At 43.4% G+C, this 21,811-nt stretch carries 12 protein-coding genes; 11 read left to right on the top strand and 1 reads right to left on the bottom strand.

What is annotated here, in order from left to right; genetic code table 11:
• Window positions 1-25 precede the first annotated feature (25 nt).
• The 10 genes from ACSAJE_RS04115 to ACSAJE_RS04070 all read left to right on the top strand — a co-directional run bounded on the left by ACSAJE_RS04115 (window position 26) and on the right by ACSAJE_RS04070 (window position 17,014).
• The gene (locus ACSAJE_RS04115) at window positions 26-1,276 is read left to right on the top strand and encodes a type II secretion system protein (protein ID WP_118690903.1); all 1,251 of its coding nucleotides are present in this window, start codon (window positions 26-28) and stop codon (window positions 1,274-1,276) included.
• A 25-nt stretch (window positions 1,277-1,301) separates the two neighbouring features.
• A complete protein-coding gene (locus ACSAJE_RS04110; RefSeq protein WP_458009745.1) occupies window positions 1,302-3,647 on the top strand; it encodes a TadE/TadG family type IV pilus assembly protein in 2,346 nt (781 codons plus the stop codon).
• A gap of 17 nt (window positions 3,648-3,664) precedes the next feature.
• Complete coding sequence (locus ACSAJE_RS04105) at window positions 3,665-4,231, top strand: prepilin-type N-terminal cleavage/methylation domain-containing protein (protein ID WP_182448286.1); 567 nt, start codon at window positions 3,665-3,667, stop codon at window positions 4,229-4,231.
• Window positions 4,232-4,243: 12 nt separating this feature from the next.
• Window positions 4,244-4,837 (top strand): PulJ/GspJ family protein, encoded by a 594-nt coding sequence (locus tag ACSAJE_RS04100; protein WP_458009744.1) that lies wholly within the window; start codon window positions 4,244-4,246, stop codon window positions 4,835-4,837.
• A gap of 114 nt (window positions 4,838-4,951) precedes the next feature.
• Window positions 4,952-10,141, top strand: a complete 5,190-nt coding sequence (locus tag ACSAJE_RS04095; RefSeq protein WP_458009743.1) for a DUF5057 domain-containing protein — start codon at window positions 4,952-4,954, stop codon at window positions 10,139-10,141.
• 208 nt (window positions 10,142-10,349) lie between these two features.
• The gene (locus tag ACSAJE_RS04090; RefSeq protein ID WP_458009742.1) at window positions 10,350-12,098 is read left to right on the top strand and encodes an ABC transporter ATP-binding protein; all 1,749 of its coding nucleotides are present in this window, start codon (window positions 10,350-10,352) and stop codon (window positions 12,096-12,098) included.
• Window positions 12,099-12,104: 6 nt separating this feature from the next.
• Window positions 12,105-13,997 (top strand): ABC transporter ATP-binding protein, encoded by a 1,893-nt coding sequence (locus ACSAJE_RS04085; protein ID WP_458009741.1) that lies wholly within the window; start codon window positions 12,105-12,107, stop codon window positions 13,995-13,997.
• A 192-nt stretch (window positions 13,998-14,189) separates the two neighbouring features.
• The gene (locus tag ACSAJE_RS04080) at window positions 14,190-14,801 is read left to right on the top strand and encodes a type IV toxin-antitoxin system AbiEi family antitoxin domain-containing protein (protein WP_022026096.1); all 612 of its coding nucleotides are present in this window, start codon (window positions 14,190-14,192) and stop codon (window positions 14,799-14,801) included.
• 70 nt (window positions 14,802-14,871) lie between these two features.
• Window positions 14,872-15,717 (top strand): purine-nucleoside phosphorylase, encoded by an 846-nt coding sequence (locus ACSAJE_RS04075; protein WP_182448285.1) that lies wholly within the window; start codon window positions 14,872-14,874, stop codon window positions 15,715-15,717.
• A 19-nt stretch (window positions 15,718-15,736) separates the two neighbouring features.
• Window positions 15,737-17,014 carry an amidohydrolase gene (locus ACSAJE_RS04070; RefSeq protein WP_182448284.1) on the top strand — a complete coding sequence of 426 codons (1,278 nt, stop codon included), beginning with the start codon at window positions 15,737-15,739 and terminating at the stop codon, window positions 17,012-17,014.
• Between the two features lie 7 nt (window positions 17,015-17,021).
• Here ACSAJE_RS04070 and ACSAJE_RS04065 read toward each other — a convergent pair whose 3' ends face one another.
• Window positions 17,022-19,028 (bottom strand): ABC-F family ATP-binding cassette domain-containing protein, encoded by a 2,007-nt coding sequence (locus ACSAJE_RS04065; protein ID WP_118690910.1) that lies wholly within the window; start codon window positions 19,026-19,028, stop codon window positions 17,022-17,024.
• 236 nt (window positions 19,029-19,264) lie between these two features.
• On the opposite strand from ACSAJE_RS04065, the gene ACSAJE_RS04060 reads away from it, so the two are divergent.
• On the top strand, window positions 19,265-21,775 hold the full coding sequence (locus ACSAJE_RS04060; protein WP_458009740.1) for a homocysteine S-methyltransferase family protein: 2,511 nt from the start codon (window positions 19,265-19,267) through the stop codon (window positions 21,773-21,775).
• The last annotated feature ends 36 nt before the right edge of the window (window positions 21,776-21,811 follow it).

Raw genomic sequence — 21,811 nt, 5'->3', positions numbered from 1 at the left:
GTGAGACGGTAGGGGAGAAATTAGTATGATCAAAAAATTATGGAAAGAGAATAAGGGTTTTACGTTGATCGAAATTGTAATAACGACGGTCGTACTTGCTACTATTTCGATCCCGTTATTGGCGTATTTCTCAGAGTCTATGCGGCACAGTGCAAGGACCAAGCAGCAGCAGAACGCTGTTGTTGCAGCACAGGATGCTGTCGAGGAGTTAAAGAATGCTTCATTTAGTCTCGATAACGATAAGGTGGCAGACCCATCTGCGGCACCAAAGGCAAGCTGGACAGTAGCATCTCCATTGCCATCGGCGCCGGCGGCATATGATATGTACAAGAACTATACTGTTAATGGCAGTAGTTATAATGTGGTTGCACATGTCACCCCAAAGAAGTCAGTGAATAATGTTTATAATGGTTCAAATGGTCTGTATGATCGCAACCTATCGTATAGTAAGGCGATCATTCCATCGATGGATTCCAACAAAGACTTGATCTCAACAGAGACAGCACAGTATCTGTCCGATGCTAAGTTATATTACGGTGGTTTGTACTCTACATATTGTAAGGATAATAAGAATACGATTGTGAAGGATACAACGAAAGTCAATACAACGACGATCGGAAATCATTTGAAACGTAAGATCGTTGTAGGTATTAAGCCGGGTGCATCGACCGGTAAGATCATTGCGACAGTTACATATGAGTATAGCTATGTGAAGGATGCTTCGGATGAATATCCGGATGCAATTCTTACGGCACATCCGGATCCTTACAAAGTAGATATCGCAAAGCAGTCGATCGATGCGGATAAGTTTGAGAATATTTTTATATTCTACAAGCCGGATACGAAAAACGATGAGGTAGAGATTAAGGGATCAACGCTTGCATCAACATTAGGTGTGGCTAATATGAAACTGTACCTTGTGGCAGAGAATAGTGTAGCAAATTCATTGGCGACGCCGGGAGATCACAGCGATCCGGACATTATCGTCCGTGATATGACATATTCGATGAAAGTATCAACAGATACGAATCTGACAGGTACAGTCACAAAAGCTTACACAAACTTATGTGCAAGTGGTCATGATGAAATTGCCTCAAGTGGTAATGTGTCTACGGTGATGCAAAAAGATGGTTCGGGTAATTATACGTTGATCACGACAGAGGATAGTAACCGACTGGTCGACATTACAGTATCGGTTTACAAGGATAAGGGAGGGTCTTATCCATTTGATGAGTCAGATAAATTGGCCTCAGTAGATGGCAATAAGGTTCAGTAAATAGAAGGGAAAGGATGGAGAGCGTATGAATAAGTTCAGAAAGGATGAGAGAGGATCATCGTTAGTTATGACCATCATAGCAGCGACGTTCATTTCCCTGTTGGCAGTAGCGGTTATTTCAATGACAGTAACCAATATTAAGCTGAAACAGGCACAGAAGAAATCTCAGACCAATTTTTATAATGCAGACTCCATCGTAGATGCGATCAAAGCGGGTGTGGAGAATGTATCAGATACGGCAGCCAGAGATGCATATGAAAGCGTATATGCAGCGTATGGTGCTGTGCGTTCCGGTTCAACAGATTCATTGACCGGAAAGTATTCTTCAAAATATTTTAATGCAGTAATTAGCGCTTTGTCCGAAGGAGACTGTGATATTACCACAGGCGTGACGAATATGAAATATCATGATTCCGTCATCAGAGGCTTCTTGACAGAGGCACAGTCCAAATACAGTGGCGGTAATTTTGTAGATGGATATAAGAGTCATGTTAATGGTAAAGGTGATATGGAGTATGACAGTGGCGACAATAGCTTATTACTGAAGGATTTGACGGTTATAAAGACAGAGGGCGACTATCAGACAACGATCACGACAGATATTCGTGTGAACCTGCCGGAGATGAAGGCCGGTACACATTCTGAGTATTTGAATTATGCGTTGATCGCAGATAACAAAGTAAAGATCAATGGTGGCTCCAGTGCGGCAACGATTGATGGTGACGTTTATTCCGGAACGGTTCGCAGAGATCTTCCGGGAGCCAGTCCGGAACCAAATGTAGAAGCGGATCCGGAGGCAGGATTTGTCGTAGATAATGGGGCAACATTGAACATAAATGCTGAGAACATTATATCTCGCGGAGATATTTTGGTTCGAGGCAGATCTTATATGAGAATTAACGGTTTGAACGGCTTGGATGCACATGTCTGGGTTGAAAATATTCAGACCAAGGCCTCTTCCACAGGAACAGCCGGTAATGTATTAAGGATTAATGCAGAAACAAATGTTTCGGATGATTTGGAGATTTGGGGAAATAATGACAATGTCACTTTTAAGAATTCTTATTGTGGTTACAACTACAACAAGGATTATAGTGCAGCGAATATTGGTAAAACATCCGATAATGCACAGTTTAGTTCTGCGATGGTGATCAATGGAAAAAATGTTACATTAGATATACAAAGTTTATCAAAGCTGATCTTATCCGGTAAGACATTTATTTCTAAGAAGGGAAATAAAAATGAGAGTCTTGACGGTGCAGGTCCATCTTATGCAGGAAGCAAGGATATACGTACAGGAGAGGCATTGACTGTAAAGAGTAGTCAGGTTGCCTATTATGTACCGAGCGACTATTGGAAAAAGGTTGGATCTTCCGGCCCGACATTTCCAAATGGCATTGTATTTACACCGATAGAGGGATCTACAGATGAATATGAATTTGATGTAGAGGGATACAATGAGTTCGTTGGTGGCAATAAATTTGATGTGAGAGATTATATAGATTCGGCTATGCCGCTTGTGTATTACTATCGTCATGATACGGATGTGAAAGCAGACGCCTTGACTTATTTCTATTTGAATGTGAAAGAAGACAAACTGACTTCCTTCTATCAGACATATGCAAAGTGCAGTCCGGATTATGCGATCCTTAAGGATGTCAATGCAAAGTATATGTCATCGACAGGAATCAAGTTTAGCGGTGGTGCCGGAGTATTCTGTGCGACCGGTAATATATTGTATCGTGATGGTGCATCCGGTCAGGAGAAGATCGAGATTGGTGATGAGTCGCCAGGCAATGAGGGTGCAGTAGTTCGCAGCTATGCAGCAGAGAAAAGTAAAGAATATATGTCATTGCAGATGTCGCTGACATCCGATTACGATTTATCCTTAAAGTCTACCCAGTATCGTTTGTCAGATAATTACAGCGATGTATATACGAAGAAGGGTATCACAAATACTTCATCGGATAAGACGAATTTATTTGCAGTGCTTCTCGACGAGGGTAAGATTGCTGATTATGAGAGCAAGAGTTCGTCGAATCCGAAGCTTCCGGCGAATAGTATTATCGTTGTGAAGAAGGGGGATTATACTTGGAACGGATCTGAGGAAGGTGGAATCATTGTTGCAACCGGTAATGTTAAGTTAGAGAAAAACTTCAAGGGACTGATCATTGCTGGTGGAGACATTGAATTTAGTGGTGCTACTAAGGTTATAGCGGATTCCGATCGTCTCGAAAAGATTTTTGATAACGACACAATTATTTACAATATGTTTAGTAAGTATTTCCGCAAGACAATCGCATCATCTATTGCCAAAGATGATAGCAGCGGAGATAACGGTATTTGCTATGAGAACTGGAAGAAGAATTAAAATAGGAGGTGATGGAGATGCAAAGAGGTAGCAGAGATGAGAGAGGTTTCACGATGGTGGAAATGATCATCACGATTGCAATTATGGCGATTCTGGCGGGGATTATCGGAGGTGCATATTCGATCATCAAGTCTGGAAATGCATCAAAATCGACATCCAGATTTTTGGGAAGGTTGGATACCACGCAGGTAGAAAACATGACCAAGAAGGGAACAACCTATTTGTATTTATTTAAGGACAGCGATGGGGTACAGACATTGATGTACAATGATGGTACAGACACAGGTCTTAACTCTCAGAGTGATGTGATTGCTCATAAGGCGGATGGAGTTGTAACAGATATTGCCGGTTCCGGTGTGGATTTTACAGCGACATCAGGCAGCGATTCTGTGAATAGTAAAGATACATCGGATTTGGTAATTAAGATTTCTTTTGATAAGGCGAGCGGAGCATTCAAATGCTGTAAAAAGGCAGATGATGCTGCAGGAAGCACTTTTTATAAAGAAATTTCATTTAAGGGACGCGGTACTACTTCCTATGGAGTAAAGCTTGTAAAAGATACCGGCAAACATATGCAGGGATAGGAAGGGGGATGAATGATGCGACGCAAAGATGAAAATGGTTTTACATTAGTAGAACTTGTAATATCAATGGGAATGTTTTCTATTGTAATGCTTGCGATCATGTTTTTTCTGACGGCAGGAACAAAAAGTTACGGACATTCCAAAAGTGAGTTGAATCTGCAGATGGAATCGCAGATGTTACTCAATCAGATACGTGATATCACGTATTCATCCAATTATGCCAAATATGACAGCACACATAAGGCGTTGATCTTATATGATGTGGATAAGATCCCAGCACCGACACCATCTGCAGGAGCAACTGCAGCACCGGTGGCAACAGCAGCACCGGCACCGACGAAGACGGCAAAGGTGACGATAGTATATTTGGTTGATGATAAGCTGTATTTACGCAAGGATCTAGATCCTACAGCGGTGGATGCTGCGTCACTTACAACAACCTGTGTTGCTATGGATGATTTCCTTTTTAGCAGATATATGCAGGACTTTAAGGCGACTATTAAGAAGAATGATGTGCAGCTTACGATAAAGATGAAAAATGGTAAGAGCAAGTACGAGTTGAATGAAGGAATTACAATTCGTAATGGATGGATCACTTATCCGTGATCATAATATGACAGCGTAGCAGAGACATATGATATTGTTTTTTCGCATGGAAAGACAATGGATAGATGGAGGATATGTAGTATAAAGGCAGATAGGTAGAATGGAGGGCTTACTATGAGCAAGAGGAGACCAAAGACAAGTCTGGTCAATTTGTTGCGTAATAAGAAAACAGCTATAGCAGCAGCAGTATGCGTGGTTGTTGCCATGGGTGCATATGTTGGTGTACATATGTACAATTCGCATGCAGAAGATACCCAAATTGGTCAGATGCGTGGTGTGATCAACGACATTAGTGAGATCAAAGGGAAGAAGAGCGGTGCAAAGCGTACCATGGGTATAGGAGCCGGGGAACTTGGTTCTGCAGAGAATCCTTTTGTTTATCTTGAGATCGTGCCTTGGCAGGGTGTCGGTAATATCAGTTATTCCGTAACCGGCTGTCAGGCTGTCGATATTGAGAAAGTATCTCAGCACAATAACATTGGTGGTAGCCTTTATGTGAATAAAGGATATGGAATCATTTGCGATTATGCATTCCCGGAGGAGAATTATCCGGGTAAAGACGGAGCGGCTGAATACAATGGCTCTCAGGTAAGAGTCCCTTGGAAGCTGACGTCAGATGAAAAAACAGTTTATGGTTACTATGAGAAAGTAAATCCGGGACAGCATCTGAAAGGTAATCTGAAGCCTACCTTTGTTATTGACGAGGCTAAGACGGCTGCCAATGGAGGGGAACATCCGGTATTCCGTCAGGCTCATGTGGATGAGACAGCACAGTATATTTGGGTTTCTATGTCAGATTCACAGGATGCAGGATATAAAAATCATAAAGCGACCGAAAATGTGAAGTTTGCCAGTGGTACGACAGCAGCAGTGATGAATTCCAAATACAAAGTTGGTGATCGTGAGTATACGTCACGTACCGGTCAGGTTTATCAGTATCAGACACAGTGGGAAAATGGTATTGATATTGGAACAACGAAGATGTATTTCTATGACGATTTTCTTCGTTACAGTTTGAGATTACGTTCCCGTTATGAGGTGGAGAATTATAATATCGTCTTTAAGACGATTGAGCCATGGGAGTTAAATGAGCATCCGGAATGGCTGGATTATGCAGATATGATCTATATGCATAAGAGCGATGAGGATGGTGCTGCTATCAGACATTATCAAGCTGCGTTGCAGCAGGATCCGGACGGCAGTAAGGGTATCTTACATTATGATCCGTCGAAATCTAAAAATGCAGAGGGAGCTACATTTGGTAAGTACGGAAATGGCGAGTACAAAGATAAGCAGAATGATATTACCTTTGAAATTGCTTTGAAAATGTTCTATAAGGCGAACAAATTGGAACAGTACAAAGGCACACAAAGATGTTCTACAGATAGTAATCTGAAAATGAATTATGCACCGGTTATTATGCCAACAACATTTTATCAGGTGAGCGCTGCGGATGGATATGACGCAAAATCAGTTAACATGTCTCGTCTTGACTGGGAGACAATGAAGCCAAAGAAAAATTCAGGATATACGGCTACGGGATACAACAATAATATATATAAGTTCTGTGTTATGGATCTGTTAATGGACCAGAAGAACTTTTATAATATGTTCCTTCGTAATCGTGTTGCGACGGGTACCTCTGTAGTTGATAAGACAACCGGTGAGGTTACACCATTTACCGGAGATGCGAGAAGTTACTGGCATCCACATACATTCCTGCCAATACAGGATTTGTGGCCGGCTTACATTAAGAAGTATGGCTTGAATATGGGGCAGGGTGGTACCGCTCCAATGAACTTTGAGGGCAACCTTGGTGTTTTGAACAATACGATGTTCTACAACTCCAACATGATGCTTAACTCTCTTGCAAATACGATTAACAGTGATACAAACAATCCGTATATGGGACAGGTATTTGATTATTATAACAAGAAGAAGGAGCATAAAGATAAGGTTACTTCATTGGATATCATTCATTATCTGTTGAACTATGATAAGTCTGATTCGGGAAATAACGGTAAAGATGGTGCTATTGAGATCTTAGATATAGAGCCATGTAGTGATTTCTCGAAGATGACATTGGATTACTTGTACTTACTGTTCCCGGAGAGTGATCAATATTCGTTTGACGATGATTCGTTTAACATTACGCATATGACGACCGCTGAGTTAAACGGCAGTAAGGAAGACCTTTCGAAGTATGACTTGATCTACTTCGGCGATTCGACCGGTAAGCTGAATTCTACAGCATCATCGATCAAGTATACCGGTGATAAAAATCAGTGGGGCGGTTATAACGAGTATAATTATAGTTATGATGCACCTGCGTATAATGATAGCTCCAATAATGGGGAGATATTCCTGCATACAGGTGATCTGGTTAAGGGTGAGAATGGCGATAAATATCGCTTGTCCGGTAATGACTTGACTAGCATTTCATCCAAGGCACTACAGAAATATGTGAAGTCCGGTAAGGCAATGTTATTGCCGGATGTATTGCATATGGGGGATTTCTCTAATAACAGTGCTTATGCAAAAATTGTAAGCAAGAAATCTAACACACGCAAGTTTTTGCAGGCAGTTGGAGACAGTAAGAACGTATTCTCCACTTCCGCGATCACATCAAGCAATTTGATCAGCTTTGCACCAAAGAGTGCAAAGGTGAAGATTACGGACACACCGCCAATTTATAATAACCCTTCCGATACCACAGAGGTAAAGGATGAGAGCACCGGTGCAGAGAGTACCGTAAATAAGACAGCGATCGAAAAGGACAGCGATGGCAAGTATAAACTGAAATTCACGTTTAAGATCGGTTATGCTTCCAAGAAACAGGAATATGCAGTGCGATTGCTGGTAGATAAGAATGGCGATGGTGTTATTTCGGATAATGAGACCGGCGCAGATGTTATGGACAGTTGGAACAGCACCGTATCTGCCGGACAGACATTCTCGTCCGGTACAATGGATGATGAAGGTAATGAAGAACCGGCTGAGTATAACGTAGCCTTTACCATTCCGGAAGAGCAGACAAATGGTCCGATCGCTTGGAGATTTACGGTATACAATACCGCAAATGAAAACATTTACTATCAGGTATCCGGAATTTCCTTATACAAAGGTGATGAGGAAGATGGGGAGGTAGTAATACCTGAGGTTAAGGTATTACAGATCGTTTCCGATGATAAGAAAGATACCGCTGTCGATCTGGAAAGCGGCAATGCAGAGCTTTTTAAGAAGTATGCAAAACTGGATGATTACAAGATCAACGTAACAACCATTACGTTATCCGAATATCTCAAGCATTTTGCAGAGGTTAATGCAAGCGACTATAAGGGGGATAAGACAACGAGAACATTATTCTCGCAGTCGGGAGATAATTTCTATTATCCGATGGATTATATGGATTATCATATCTTCTTGTTCAGTTGTGGTGCCGATCTGCAGAAAGCAAGCAACAAGGATGGAGCCGTGGCATTTGCAGCCTGGGTATCTAAGAATGACAAGAGTGTGATCTATACAGATAACTTGATCAATGCCGGAACATCGAACGGTGAGAACCGCAAGATGCTTAAGGATACCAGCGGACTTAGCCGATATACGTCCAAAGATGAGACGACTTCAAGCTATAATGATACTGCTACAGGTGCAGATGGCGAGAAGCTTACGTCAAAAGATTATACGGAGTTAGAATACACGTATGATCAGGCAACGTTGAAAGGTACGACAGCGAACAGTTATCTGGCATACAAGAATGGTAAGTGGACGGATGTAAAGGGTCAGAAATTGACATACGCCGACGATCATCAGCAGAAGACCACGAAGGGCTCTAGAGCAAACAATGGTACGGTATGTAATTATCCGTATACGATCGGTGAGAGCTTGTCCCTGACCGGTGCCAGAGCGCAGGATTATCAGTTGAATCTTGAGATACCGGATGCTGATGTATGGTATTGTCTTGGTGATAATCAGGGCAGAGGTGCAGCAGCAGGTAAGTTGAATACGTACTATGCAATGTCACCAAACGATGCAGCGAATAACTATTACTTGTATAATGTTGCGAATGTATTTTACGATGCAATTGATCTGGAGAATACGACCAAAGATCAGGAGATGCAGTTGTTTATCAATACCTTGATCGGGGCATATGAGTTCTCCTATGGTACACCGTATGTAACGGTGGATAAAGTTACTAAGATCAATGGAGATGCAGAGAAGTTAGTTGAAGACAAGGTAGAAGTTGCAGAGAGAAATTACTCTTTTGAAGTAACGGCTGGTGAGAAAGAAGTTAAGACGCTCATGTTCAAAGAGTATTTGAAACAGGAGAAGAACAATGTTGTTCATTCTGCAAAACCGGCAGCTTCCGCAGAACCTTCCGCAGAGCCGACAGAGGAGCCAAAGCCTACGACAACGCCGGCACCGGTAACTGTGTGGGAGAATACAACGGGTGGATCCGGTAATACGTTCTCCTCTAACGTGCATGATCAAAACAGTTGGCTGAAAGATTTGGATAATAATGCCATTGTACAGTTTACTTATACGTGTACGATGGAATTAGACCCAACAACACCGGTATGGGATGTTTATGGTGGATATAGCAAGAATGAGTGGACGAAGTGTGATACTCATTGGACTGCATGTGTTGGTGATTCTGAGAACGCAACAGAAATTCAGATCTTACAGATGACAGTAAAGGATATGAAAGAGATGCTTGGTGTAAGGTCTCAGGATGATATTGATGTCTTTAAGCTGTGTCCATACAACTATAATCGACCGGAAGTGAAATTGCTGTCCGTGAAGCTGTATGCGGCGGATTACGATGGCGATTATGATAGTGGCAACAATGATCCAAAGAAGCCGAAGGTAGATAAGGTAAGGAAAAAAGATGTGTTTGGTGACAGTGACACGCATATCATATTCTTTACACCGCATGAAGGTAATACCAAGGGCGTCACGATCAAGCAATTGCATGTGCAATTTACAGGTGTAGATAATGATAAGAATGAGGCGATCAGCCTTCCGGTAACAAAGATATATCGAAGTCTTGGTGATGGTGAGTATGAGAGGATCACTGCACCACAGGGTAGTCCGGGTCAGTTTAATGATACACTTGTGGACGGCAGACAGTACTTCGTAACCTACGATAAGGAGAATGCGAATAAGGCGAACACAATGTTGTTCAATAAGCTGGAATTTAACATTCAGAATGATCGTAAAGTGGGTAAGACCATCTTGGAGATTATTGGTATCGAGAAAGAGAAGAAGAACGAAGAAAATGTATACATGTTCAACCTTGACTAAAGTTGATGCATATATATTCTTGCGGGGAAAGTCCTTATCAGGCGAAAGCTTGATAGGGGCTTTTCTTGTGGAATAGGAAATTGCAGTTCACAGAAAGTTCATTTGATTTTTAAAGATTACTTTGGTATATTATTTCTTAATAATAGATTAGCTGTCAGGGAACATTCGTCCTATGACATGCTAATCTTTATTAATAATGGAGGTTTCTATGGTAAAAACATTATTATCGCAGGTGAAAGAATACAAGCGGGATTCGATTCTGACACCGGTGTTTATGATCTTAGAAGTTATCTTCGAGACATTGATTCCATTATTGATGGCATCGATCATTAATGATGGTGTGATGAAAGGTGATCTGAAACATATTTATATCGTTGGTGCGGCGATGCTCGTGCTTGCTGTAGGCGGACTTTGGTCCGGAGCGATGGGCGGCAAGTATGGAGCCAGAGCATCAACCGGATTTGCGAAAAATCTGCGTAAGGCAATGTATGAGAATATTCAGACGTTCAGTTTCTCAAATATTGATAAGTATAGTACATCAGGTCTGGTGACCCGCTTAACGACGGATGTGACGAATTTACAGAATGCGTATCAGATGATTCTTAGAATGTGCATGCGTTCTCCGATGTCTTTGATCTGTGCGATGGCAATGGCTTTTTATGTAAATGCCAAAGTTGCCTGTATTTATCTGATCGCAGTTATTGTCTTAGGCATTTTCTTGTTTGTGCTGGTACGTAAGACGATGGGATATTTCGACGCGGTTTTCCGGAAATATGATGATCTGAATGAGAGTGTACAGGAGAATGTGTCGGCGATTCGTGTTGTAAAGGCATATTCTCGTGAGGAATACGAGCAGAGTAAGTTCCGCAAGGCGAGTGAGAATGTATATAAAATGTTTGTCAAAGCAGAGAGCTTGATCGTACTCAACGCTCCGGTTATGATGCTTACGGTATATGGCTGCATTTTGCTGATCAGTTGGATCGGAGCTAAAATGATCGTCGGAGGCACTATGCAGGTGGGTGATCTGTCAGCACTGCTTGGTTACTGCATGAATATTTTGATGAGCCTCATGATGCTTTCTATGGTATTTGTTATGATCACGATGAGTATTGCCAGTGGAGAGCGTGTTGCGGAAGTGATCAATGACAGACCGGACATTACGGATCCGGAGAATCCGGTGCTTACCGTTTCGGATGGCAGCATTGAATTTGATCATGTTGACTTTAGTTATAAGAAACAATCCGGAGAGCCGGTCCTTAAGGATATTAATCTACAGATTGCTTCCGGAGAGACGATTGGTATTCTTGGTGGTACCGGTAGTGCTAAGTCCAGCTTAGTGAATCTGGTCAGCCGTTTGTACGATGTGACAGAGGGAAGCGTACGTGTAGGCGGTGTAGATGTTCGTAACTATGGCGTTGAGGCACTTCGTAATCAAGTGGCAGTAGTATTGCAGAATAATGTACTCTTTAGTGGAACGATTTTAGATAATTTGCGCTGGGGTGATCCGGAGGCAACGGAAGAAGAGTGTAAACATGCTTGTGAGCTCGCCTGTGCGGATGAGTTTATTCAGAAGATGCCGAAAGGCTATCATACATATATCGAGCAGGGCGGTACGAATGTTTCCGGTGGTCAGAAACAGCGTTTATGTATTGCCAGAGCTTTGCTCAAAAAGCCAAAGGTATTGATCTTGGATGATTCTACCAGTGCAGTTGACACAGCGACGGATGCATCGATTCGCCGGGCTTTTGCCGAGGAAATTCCGGGAACGACGAAGCTTATTATTGCACAGCGTATATCCAGTATACAAAATTGTGACCGCATTATTGTGATGGAGGATGGACGTGTCAATGACTTTGGTGCACATGAGGAATTGTTAGCGCAAAATCAGATCTATCAGGAGATTTATGAGTCACAGGCAGCGGGTAATGCAGATTTTGATGAACCGGGAAAGGAGTGATAGACGATGCCAAGACCAAATGCTATAGGAAAACCGAAGCCAAAGATTGAAGATCCGATGGGAAAGCTTAAGCGGCTGTTTTGTTATATTTTTAAGAGTTATGGACCTCATTGTTTTTTTGTGCTTGTCTGTATTATTATCAGCGTACTTGCCAATGTGCAGGGAACCATGTTTACGCAGTCGTTGATCGATGATTATATTGTACCATTGACGAAGACAGCGCATCCGAATTTCGGACCGTTAGCGGCGAAGATCCTGCAGGTGGCCGGTTTTTATGGAATTGGTGTTATTACGACCTATGCGTATAACCGTATTATGGTTAATGTGACACAGGGAACGCTTCGAAATCTTCGCGTAGAGATGTTTGAGAAGATGGAAACACTGCCAATAAAATATTTTGATACGAATGCACATGGTGATATCATGTCAACGTATACGAATGATATAGATACACTGCGGCAGATGATCAGCCAAAGTATACCGCAGGCGATCAACTGTGGTATAACGATTGTGAGTGTATTTGTGTGCATGGTTGTCTTAAGTATTCCATTAACGATATTGACAATGATCATGATTGGCATTACTTTGGTGGTGACGAAGAAGATCGCCGGACTGAGCGGTAGTTATTTCCTTTCACAGCAGCGTGATCTGGCTAAGGTGAATGGGCAGATCGAAGAAATGATGAATGGACAGAAAGTAGTTAAAGTATTCTGTCATGAGCAGGCATCGTTAGAAGAGTTCAACAAAATGAATGAAGAGTTGTTTGAGAGCGCCAATAATGCAAATACGTTTGCCAATATCCTGATGCCGATCAATGCGCAGCTTGGTAATATCAGCTATGTATTCTGCGCGATGGCAGGCGGTGTCCTTGCATTGCAGGGCTTCGCAGGATTTACGCTTGGTAAATTGGTCAGTTTCCTAACGTTTAATAAATCTTTCAGTCAGCCGATCAATCAGATCAGTCAGCAGATCAATGCGATCGTTATGGCATTGGCGGGTGCAGATCGTATCTTTAAGCTGCTTGACCAAGAGCCGGAGGTGGACGAAGGTTATGTGCAGCTCGTGAATGTGACCGAGCAGGATGGTCAGATCAAGGAGAGCGAGAAACAGACCGGATTGTGGGCTTGGAAACATTATCATCAGGATGATGGAACAACAACTTATCGCAAGTTGGAAGGTGATGTTGTATTTGATGATGTTGATTTTGGATATAATGATGAGAAGATCATTTTGCATAATATCAAGATCTATGCAAAACCGGGACAGAAGATAGCTTTTGTTGGTGCAACCGGTGCAGGTAAAACGACGATCACCAACTTGATCAATCGTTTTTATGATATTCAGGATGGTAAGATCCGTTTTGATGGTATCAACATTAATAAGATCCACAAAAAGGATCTGCGCCGTTCGCTTGGCATTGTGTTACAGGATACGCATTTGTTCACCGGAACAGTAATGGACAATATTCGCTATGGTAAGTTGGATGCTACAGATGACGAAGTGATCGCAGCAGCTAAATTGGCAAATGCACACAGCTTTATTAAACGTCTGCCGGATGGTTACCGGACGATGATCACCGGTGATGGTGCGAATTTAAGCCAGGGTCAGAGACAGTTGTTAGCCATTGCGAGGGCAGCCGTTGCCAATCCACCGGCACTTATTTTGGACGAAGCAACGAGTTCGATCGATACACGTACTGAGAAATTGGTACAGGAAGGTATGGACCGCCTGATGAAAGGACGCACAACATTTGTGATCGCTCATCGTTTGTCGACGGTACGCAATAGTGACTGCATTATGGTATTAGAGCAGGGGCGTATCATTGAGCGCGGTACGCATGACGAGTTGCTGGAGCGTAAGGGCAAATATTATCAGTTGTATACCGGAAAAGCGGTGTAGGGAAGAATAGAGGCAGTGTAGGGCAAAACATTAGTTTTGCCCTTTTTTCTGTTGTTTTTCTATAATAGGATATTGCAATTTTTGTAACACGTGATATAATAAATATTATTAAGCAAAATCTTTTTGCACGTTAGCATTATGACAGAGCAGGAAACGGGTAGGAGACTATCGGTTGGAAGAGGAGGAGAAGATATGTTGTTAAATACGTATAAGAAAGTGATGGACTTGTTTGAAAGTGGCAATGGCTATCGGGATGCATCGGAGTTGAAGGACGCGAAGATCACGACGGTGCAGATCAAGGAATTGGTGAATATGGGGATTATTGAACGTGTGTCACATGGTCATTATTGGCTTGTAGACGAGGAGAATGGCAAGCCGGAGAATTATAAGATGATCGAGGCTTGCAGAGTTAATTCAAGAGCGGTGATCTGTGCAGATAGCGCATGTTATTATCATGGCTTGATCGATGTGGAGCCGGAGAGATTGTCGGTTGCCACATTGAAGACGGATCGCTCTCGTATGCAGCTTAATTTTCCGGTGTGCAGACATTATTATTCTGATTTGGCATTTCAGCAGGATATGCAGGTGGATGAGACACCGTATGGCAAGATTCGTGTGTATGACATTGAACGCAGTGTTTGTGATTGTATTCGATTTCGTGCAGATATTGGGGAGGACATGCTGCATTTGATCATTTCGAATTTCTTGCAGCGTAATTCCAATCAGATGGATCGTTTGTTAGCATATGCAGATGCAATGCGTGTTGGAAAGATTGTTCGTACACATTTAAAACAGAATGAGTAACAAAGAGTACAGAGAAAGATACGGGGAACGCACAGCAGCGTTCCCTTTGTTATAAGAACGGAGGCTGTTTATGAATGAGGTGTATGCAAAGTTAAACAAATGTTATGAGCAGTATCAGAAGATTTGCAAGGCACGGGAGATTGATTTTGTTCCGGAGATCGCATTGGTGCTTGGATCCGGTTTGGGGGATTATGCAGATGATATTCAAGTTGTTGCGGAGATCGATTACCATGAAATGGAAGGTTTTCCGGTATCGACGGTAGCAGGGCATCAGGGGAAGTATATCTTGGGATATGTGAATGAAGTGCCGGTCGTATGTATGAAGGGGCGCGTACATTACTATGAAGGTTATCCGATCAGTGATGTTGTACTGCCAATACGTCTTATGAAACTGATGGGAGCGCAGGTGTTGTTTTTGACAAATGCTTCCGGTGGTATCAATACTTGTTTTAAGGCAGGAGACTTTATGATGATCAAGGATCAGATTTCTTCGTTCGTGCCATCGCCGTTGATCGGACCGAATGCGGAAGAGTTGGGTGCTCGTTTTCCGGATATGAGTCAGATTTATGATGCGGATCTACAGCAGATATTGCGGAAAACGGCAGCGTTAAAGGATATTCCGTTGCAAGAAGGGGTATATATACAATTAACGGGACCAAATTACGAATCTCCGGCAGAAGTTCGTATGTGCAGGACACTTGGAGCAGATGCAGTGGGGATGAGTACGGCATGTGAGGCAGTTGCGGCCAATCATATGGGAATGAAAATTTGTGGCATTTCTTGTATTTCCAATATGGCGTGTGGCATTACAGCAAATCCATTGACACATCAGGAAGTGCAGGAAACGGCAGACAGAGTGGCACCGTTGTTTAAGAAGCTTGTGACAGAATGTATTACTGCCATTCATACTGTATAGCAGGAATGAGGACAAAATTATGAGAATCCGAATATATAATGCGAATATATTAACGATGCAGCCGGGGCAAAGAATGTTTTGTGGGGAAGTTCATATACAGGATGACAAGATCGTATATCTGGGAACGGAAGATGGCGCACCATCTTTACAGTGGGATCGTCAGATTAATGCAGGTGGAAATGTTGTAATGCCGGGATTTAAGGATGCACACACACATTCTGCAATGACATTTTTGCGCTCTTATGCAGATGATCTGCCATTACAGGAGTGGCTGTATGATCGTGTGTTCCCGATGGAGGATAAGCTGACGGAAGAAGATGTTTATTGGTTTACAATTTTAGCTTATATGGAGTACCTGACGAGTGGCATTACGGCATGTTTTGATATGTATCAGAAGAATGATGCTATTGTGAAAGCTTCCATGGATACCGGATTTCGAACGGTTTTGTGTGGCAGCATCAATAACTTTGTTGGTACGGTTGAGGAAATGGAGCAGCAGTTTCTCAAATACAATGCGTGTGATCCATTGGTATCTTATCGGTTTGGATTTCATGCGGAATACACGACTAGCCGTGAAATTTTGGAAAGGATGGCGGCTTTAGGGCAGAAATATCATGCACCGGTCTATACACACAATTCGGAAACGGCAAAGGAAGTGGCAGAATGTGTGGAACGCTATGGCATGACGCCTACAAAGTTTCTTGATAAGCTGGGAATGTTTGAGTATGGTGGTGGCGGTTTTCATTGTGTGCATATGACGGATGAAGACTTGCAGATCTGCAAAGACAAGCAGGTGTGGGTTGTCACGAATCCGGCATCGAATCTAAAGCTTGCGAGTGGCATTGCACCGATCCAGAGGATGAAAGATATGGGGATTGGTCTTGCAATTGGTACGGATGGACCGGCAAGCAACAATTGTTTGGATATGTTTCGAGAGATGTTTTTGACGACAGCGTTGCAAAAAGTAGTATTAGGGGACGCATCAGCATTGGATGCATTGGATGTGTTAGAGATGGCAACGGTAGGAGGCGCAGAAGCCATGGGGCTGCAGGACTGTGACGTGCTTGCAGAAGGCAGGCAGGCGGATATGATCATCTTAGATATGACACAGCCGAATATGCAGCCTATGAATAATGTTGCGAAGAACATCGTATATAGTGGCAGTAAACAAAACGTAAAATTGACGATGATCGCAGGGCGTATTATGTATGAAGATGGACAGTTCTTTCTTGGCGTTTCGCCGCAGGAAGTCTATGATCAGGCACGCCGGCGGATGGAGCGCATGACTGCAGAATAGCACACAGTTATTCCGAAAGTTCTTCCCAATGTTCTAGGAGTTCTTCTAATTTTGCATCGTTTTCACCACGTTGGATGGAGAGCTCCTGCAGTTTTGCAGAATTGGTTGCATTAGCAGGATCAGCAATTGCCTCATCTAATGCGGTGTTTTCTGCTTCTAAGCGTTCAATCTCTGATTCAACGCGATTTAATTCTTTTTGTATTTTGCGCAGTCGTGCCTGTTCTTCCTTTTGTTCCTGCCAGGATAGTGCATTGGAAGACGTGGCTGCGTTAGGCGTATTATTTTCCGCTTGAGGAGCAGTACCGTCTGCTGTGGACATTTCAGTGGAAGGAGATGGCCCGGCAGCATCGGTGGAAGCTATCGCTGATGCGTTGTGGTTTGGCTGGGCCGCATAGTAAGCACGCTCCACATCTTCTTTTTTATCCAGATAATAGTCGTAGTTTCCGACATAGTTCAAAACATGTCCGCCTGTAAGATTTAAGATTCGGGTTGCGGTTGTATTAATAAAGTAACGATCATGGGAAACATACAATACAGTTCCCTCAAAATGTCGGATCGCATTTTCTAATATTTCCTTAGAATCCATATCTAAATGGTTTGTCGGCTCATCGAGAATGAGAAGATTAGCATCGGACAACATGAGTTTTGCCAAGGATACGCGACCGCGTTCTCCACCGCTCAGACTCTTGATCTGCTTGAATACATCGTCTTCCGTAAATAGAAAGGCGGCCAGTGTGTTACGGATCTGCGTATTGTTCATATGAGGATACGCATCACTGATCTCTTCAAACAATGTTTTATCCGGGTGCAGAACTTGATGCTCCTGATCGTAGTAGCCAATCTCCACGTTTGTTCCAAGCGTGATCTTACCACTGTCGGCAGGGAGCAATTCATTTATTATTTTGAGGATCGTTGTCTTACCTGCTCCGTTGTCTCCGATGATCGCTACATGTTCTCCACGCTTCAGTTCAAAGGAGAGGTCGGTAAATAAAGGCGTTCCATCAAAGGATTTGGAAAGCCCCTCTACGGTCAATACGTCGTTACCACTTTGAATCTTTGGTGTAAACAATAAGCGCATTTGCGTGTTTTCATCGACAGGTTTTTCAATGCGCTCTATTTTATCTAACATCTTTTCGCGGCTCTCGGCGCGCTTGATCGATTTTTCGCGGTTAAAGGATTTCAGCTTAGCAATAACTTCTTCCTGATGTTTGATCTCTGCCTGCTGGTTGAGATATTGTTTCATCAGACTATCCATGATCTGCTGACGTTTGGCGGCATATTCGCTGTAATTGCCCATATACATACGAGCGTGCGTCTGGCGAAGCTCGATAACTTTTGTGACAATTTTATCCAAAAAATAACGGTCATGGGCTACGATCAATACAGCACCGCGATAATTGGTCAGGTAGGATTCCAGCCATGCAATGGCATTGATATCCAGATGGTTGGTAGGCTCGTCTAATATGATAAGATCCGGCGCCTGCAACAGCATCTTGGCGAGAGCAACACGAGTCTTTTCACCACCGGATAGGGAAATGACCGGTTTCTCAAAGTCTTCTTCTGTGAAGCCAAGACCTTTCAAGACACCCACCAACTCGCTTTGGTAGGCGTATCCGTCGAGACGCTCATAGCGTTGTCTTGCATTGTCATACTGTTTGATGACTTGCTCTAGAGCTTCGCCGGTTTCAATATCCATGCGTGCAGACAGTTTTTCCATCTGCTGCTCTAACTGTATGATCTCCGGTTTGGCATCACGCATTTCATCGTAGATGCTGTGCTCGGAAGCGTATTCCTGGTTCTGTGCCAAGTAGCCGACAGTCGTGCCGCCGGACAGGATCACCTCACCGTTGTCTGCGGATAAATGTCCTGTAATGATCTTAAGCAGTGTTGATTTGCCGGAACCATTTGCACCGACGATGGCTGCTTTTTCATGTTCATTGATATGAAAAGAGATGTCAGAAAGAATGACATCTGTGCTAAATGCTTTGTCTATATGACTGCATTGTAAAATCATAATGATATCCTCCGTTTGCAGTGATTCTTATAGTATATCGGATTTTGCACAAAAAAGCAAAAAAAGCACGGGTTGTAAAGGAATACTTCTTTACGTATGTGATGCCATGTGGTACAATCGAAAGAGAAGATTTTGTCTATCGGCACACAGGGAGGGCTATGTGTTAGGTGGTATGAAGCCACGTGAGCCGGGAGCAGGAAATATACCAATATAGCAGAATGGAGATTGACAGCAACATGACAAAAGAGCAGTTTCGTGAACGTTTGGCACAGGGGAAAATGATATTGGACGGTGCGACCGGTTCCAATTTGCAGGAGAGAGGTCTTCCGGCGGGAGTATGCCCTGAGGAGTGGATATTAGAGAATCCTGACGTGCTGAAAGAATTACAGATAGAGTATTATGCGGCAGGGTCTGATGCAGTGTATGCACCCACTTTTTCCGGAAACCGAATTAAGTTAGAAGAGTATGGTCTGCAAGATAATTTGGTGGAGATGAACCATGGCTTGGTAGCAATTTCGAAGCAGGCGGTGGCAGAGGTGAAGGAACGCGGACTTGTAGATGCAGACAAGCCATTGTATGTATGTGGCGATCTGACTATGACGGGTAAGCAGGTACAACCGATGGGCCCTTTGTCTTTTGAAGAGCTGGTAGACATTTATAAGGAGCAGACAGAGGCGTTAGTTGACGCAGGTGTGGATTTTTTGGCTGTTGAAACGATGATGAGCCTGCAGGAGTGTCGTGCAGCGGTGATTGCAGCGAAAGAATGCTGTGACTTACCGATCATGGTGACACTTACCTTTGCAGAGGATGGACGTACTTTGTTTGGAACGGATCCGGAGACGGCAGCTCTTGTGCTTACTACACTTGGAGTGGACGCGTTAGGTGTGAACTGTTCCACAGGACCGGATAAAATGTGTGATGTAGTACGAAAAATGCGTGCATATGCGGACATTCCATTGGTTGCGAAGCCGAATGCCGGACTGCCGCAGCTTGTAGATGGAAAGACCGTCTACGAAATGGAAGCACCAGAATTTGCGGAAGAAATGATGGCGTTGATCGATGCCGGAGCCGATATTTTAGGTGGCTGCTGTGGTACAACGCCAGAGCATATCCGTTTGCTCACTCAGAAAATACAGCAGAGTGGCCGGATGGATGAGGTGTCCCATCTGAGCAGACAGGGTAAGGTGATACGTCGTGCCCTGTCTAATGAACGTGTGACTCGTCCAATCGACTTGGACGGACCGTTTATGGTGATCGGAGAGCGTATTAACCCGACAGGTAAGAAAGCATTGCAGGAGCAGCTTCGTGCCGGACAGCTTGACCTTGTTACGGAGATGGCAGAAGCACAGGAAGAGGACGGAGCGGCAATCCTGGATGTCAATATGGGAATGAATGGCATTGATGAAAAAGAGATGATGCTTAAAGCGGTGAATGAGCTTACGATGGTGAGTAATCTGCCGTTATCCATTGATTCGAGTTATGTAGATGTGGTTGAGGCAGCGCTTCGTATCTATCCGGGCCGTGCATTGATCAATTCGATCTCGCTGGAGCCGGAGAAGTTTGAGAAGCTGATCCCAATCGCCAAGAAATATGGTGCGATGTTTATTTTGCTTCCACTTTCAGAAAAAGGTTTGCCGGAGAATCTTGATGAGAAAAAGGAGATTATCCATACGATATATGAAGAGGCAAAACGCCATGGGTTGTGTGGTGAGGACATTGTAGTAGATGGCTTGGTGGCAACGATCGGCGCCAACCGCAATGCTGCGATCGAAACGTTGGAGACGATCCGATATTGCAAACATGAGCTTGGTCTGGCAACGGCGTGCGGACTTTCTAATATTTCCTTTGGATTGCCGGAGAGACTTTTTGTGAACAGTTCGTTTATGGCATTAGCAATCGGACAGGGATTGACGATGGCGATTGCGAATCCGTCTCAGGATTTGTTAATGCATGCGGTATTTGCGGCAGATCTGTTGATGAATAAACCTGATGCCGATCTACGTTATATCAATCGCGTGTCCGAGCATAAGATCTCCGTTGTGTCCGGTGAGGTCGATTCTGTACAGACAACGACGAAAAAGAGTGGATCCGGATCAAAGGACTTGATTCCACCGGAACATGAGGGGGATAAGATCTTTGAGGCGGTTGTAAAGGGCCGTAAAAATAAGATCGAAACTTTGGTGCAGGATGCTTTACAAGGTGGAATAGATGCACAGAAAGTGATTGACGAGAGTTTGATCCCGGCGATCAATCATGTCGGAGTGCTCTTTGATAAGCAGATATATTTTCTGCCCCAGCTTATTTCGAGCGCAGAGACGATGGAGACAGGTATTGGTGTGGTAGAGCCGATCCTTGCAGCCAATCGGTCTAGTGAGCCGCTTGGAACGATTGTCATTGCAACAGTGGAGCATGATATTCATGATATTGGTAAAAATCTGGTTGCATTGATGTTACGTAACTATGGATATCGTGTGGTGGATCTGGGTAAAGATGTCCCGGCGGAGGATATCATACAGGCAGCTATTCGTGAAAAAGCAGATATTATCGGGCTTTCTGCACTTATGACAACGACGATGATGGAAATGAAGAAAGTAGTGAATATGGTTCGTGAGCAGAATCTTCCGGTGAAGGTTATGATCGGAGGAGCCGTTATCACACGCAGCTTTGCAGATGAGATTGGTGCAGAAGGTTATTCTAAAGATGCACAGGAAGCTGTTGTGGAAGTTGCCAGACTTTTAGGAAGATAAAAGAAGGCAGGAGCAATTTGATGGAAAGGTATGGTG

It is taken from the genome of Jutongia sp. SJQ-6 (genome assembly GCF_054161275.1).
Note: the sequence above shows the minus strand (reverse complement) of the source record. Positions and strands in the feature narration are given on the sequence as shown.

Excerpts from the sequence above, each read along its gene's own strand:
- ACSAJE_RS04095 (WP_458009743.1), top strand. The coding sequence starts at position 4,952 with ATGAGCAAGAGGAGACCAAAGACAAGTCTGGTCAATTTGTTGCGTAAT.
- ACSAJE_RS04075 (WP_182448285.1), top strand. The coding sequence starts at position 14,872 with ATGAATGAGGTGTATGCAAAGTTAAACAAATGTTATGAGCAGTATCAG.
- ACSAJE_RS04060 (WP_458009740.1), top strand. The coding sequence starts at position 19,265 with ATGACAAAAGAGCAGTTTCGTGAACGTTTGGCACAGGGGAAAATGATA.
- ACSAJE_RS04110 (WP_458009745.1), top strand. The coding sequence starts at position 1,302 with ATGAATAAGTTCAGAAAGGATGAGAGAGGATCATCGTTAGTTATGACC.
- ACSAJE_RS04090 (WP_458009742.1), top strand. The coding sequence starts at position 10,350 with ATGGTAAAAACATTATTATCGCAGGTGAAAGAATACAAGCGGGATTCG.
- ACSAJE_RS04065 (WP_118690910.1), bottom strand. The coding sequence starts at position 19,028 with ATGATTTTACAATGCAGTCATATAGACAAAGCATTTAGCACAGATGTC.
- ACSAJE_RS04070 (WP_182448284.1), top strand. The coding sequence starts at position 15,737 with ATGAGAATCCGAATATATAATGCGAATATATTAACGATGCAGCCGGGG.
- ACSAJE_RS04080 (WP_022026096.1), top strand. The coding sequence starts at position 14,190 with ATGTTGTTAAATACGTATAAGAAAGTGATGGACTTGTTTGAAAGTGGC.
- ACSAJE_RS04115 (WP_118690903.1), top strand. The coding sequence starts at position 26 with ATGATCAAAAAATTATGGAAAGAGAATAAGGGTTTTACGTTGATCGAA.
- ACSAJE_RS04085 (WP_458009741.1), top strand. The coding sequence starts at position 12,105 with ATGCCAAGACCAAATGCTATAGGAAAACCGAAGCCAAAGATTGAAGAT.
- ACSAJE_RS04100 (WP_458009744.1), top strand. The coding sequence starts at position 4,244 with ATGATGCGACGCAAAGATGAAAATGGTTTTACATTAGTAGAACTTGTA.
- ACSAJE_RS04105 (WP_182448286.1), top strand. The coding sequence starts at position 3,665 with ATGCAAAGAGGTAGCAGAGATGAGAGAGGTTTCACGATGGTGGAAATG.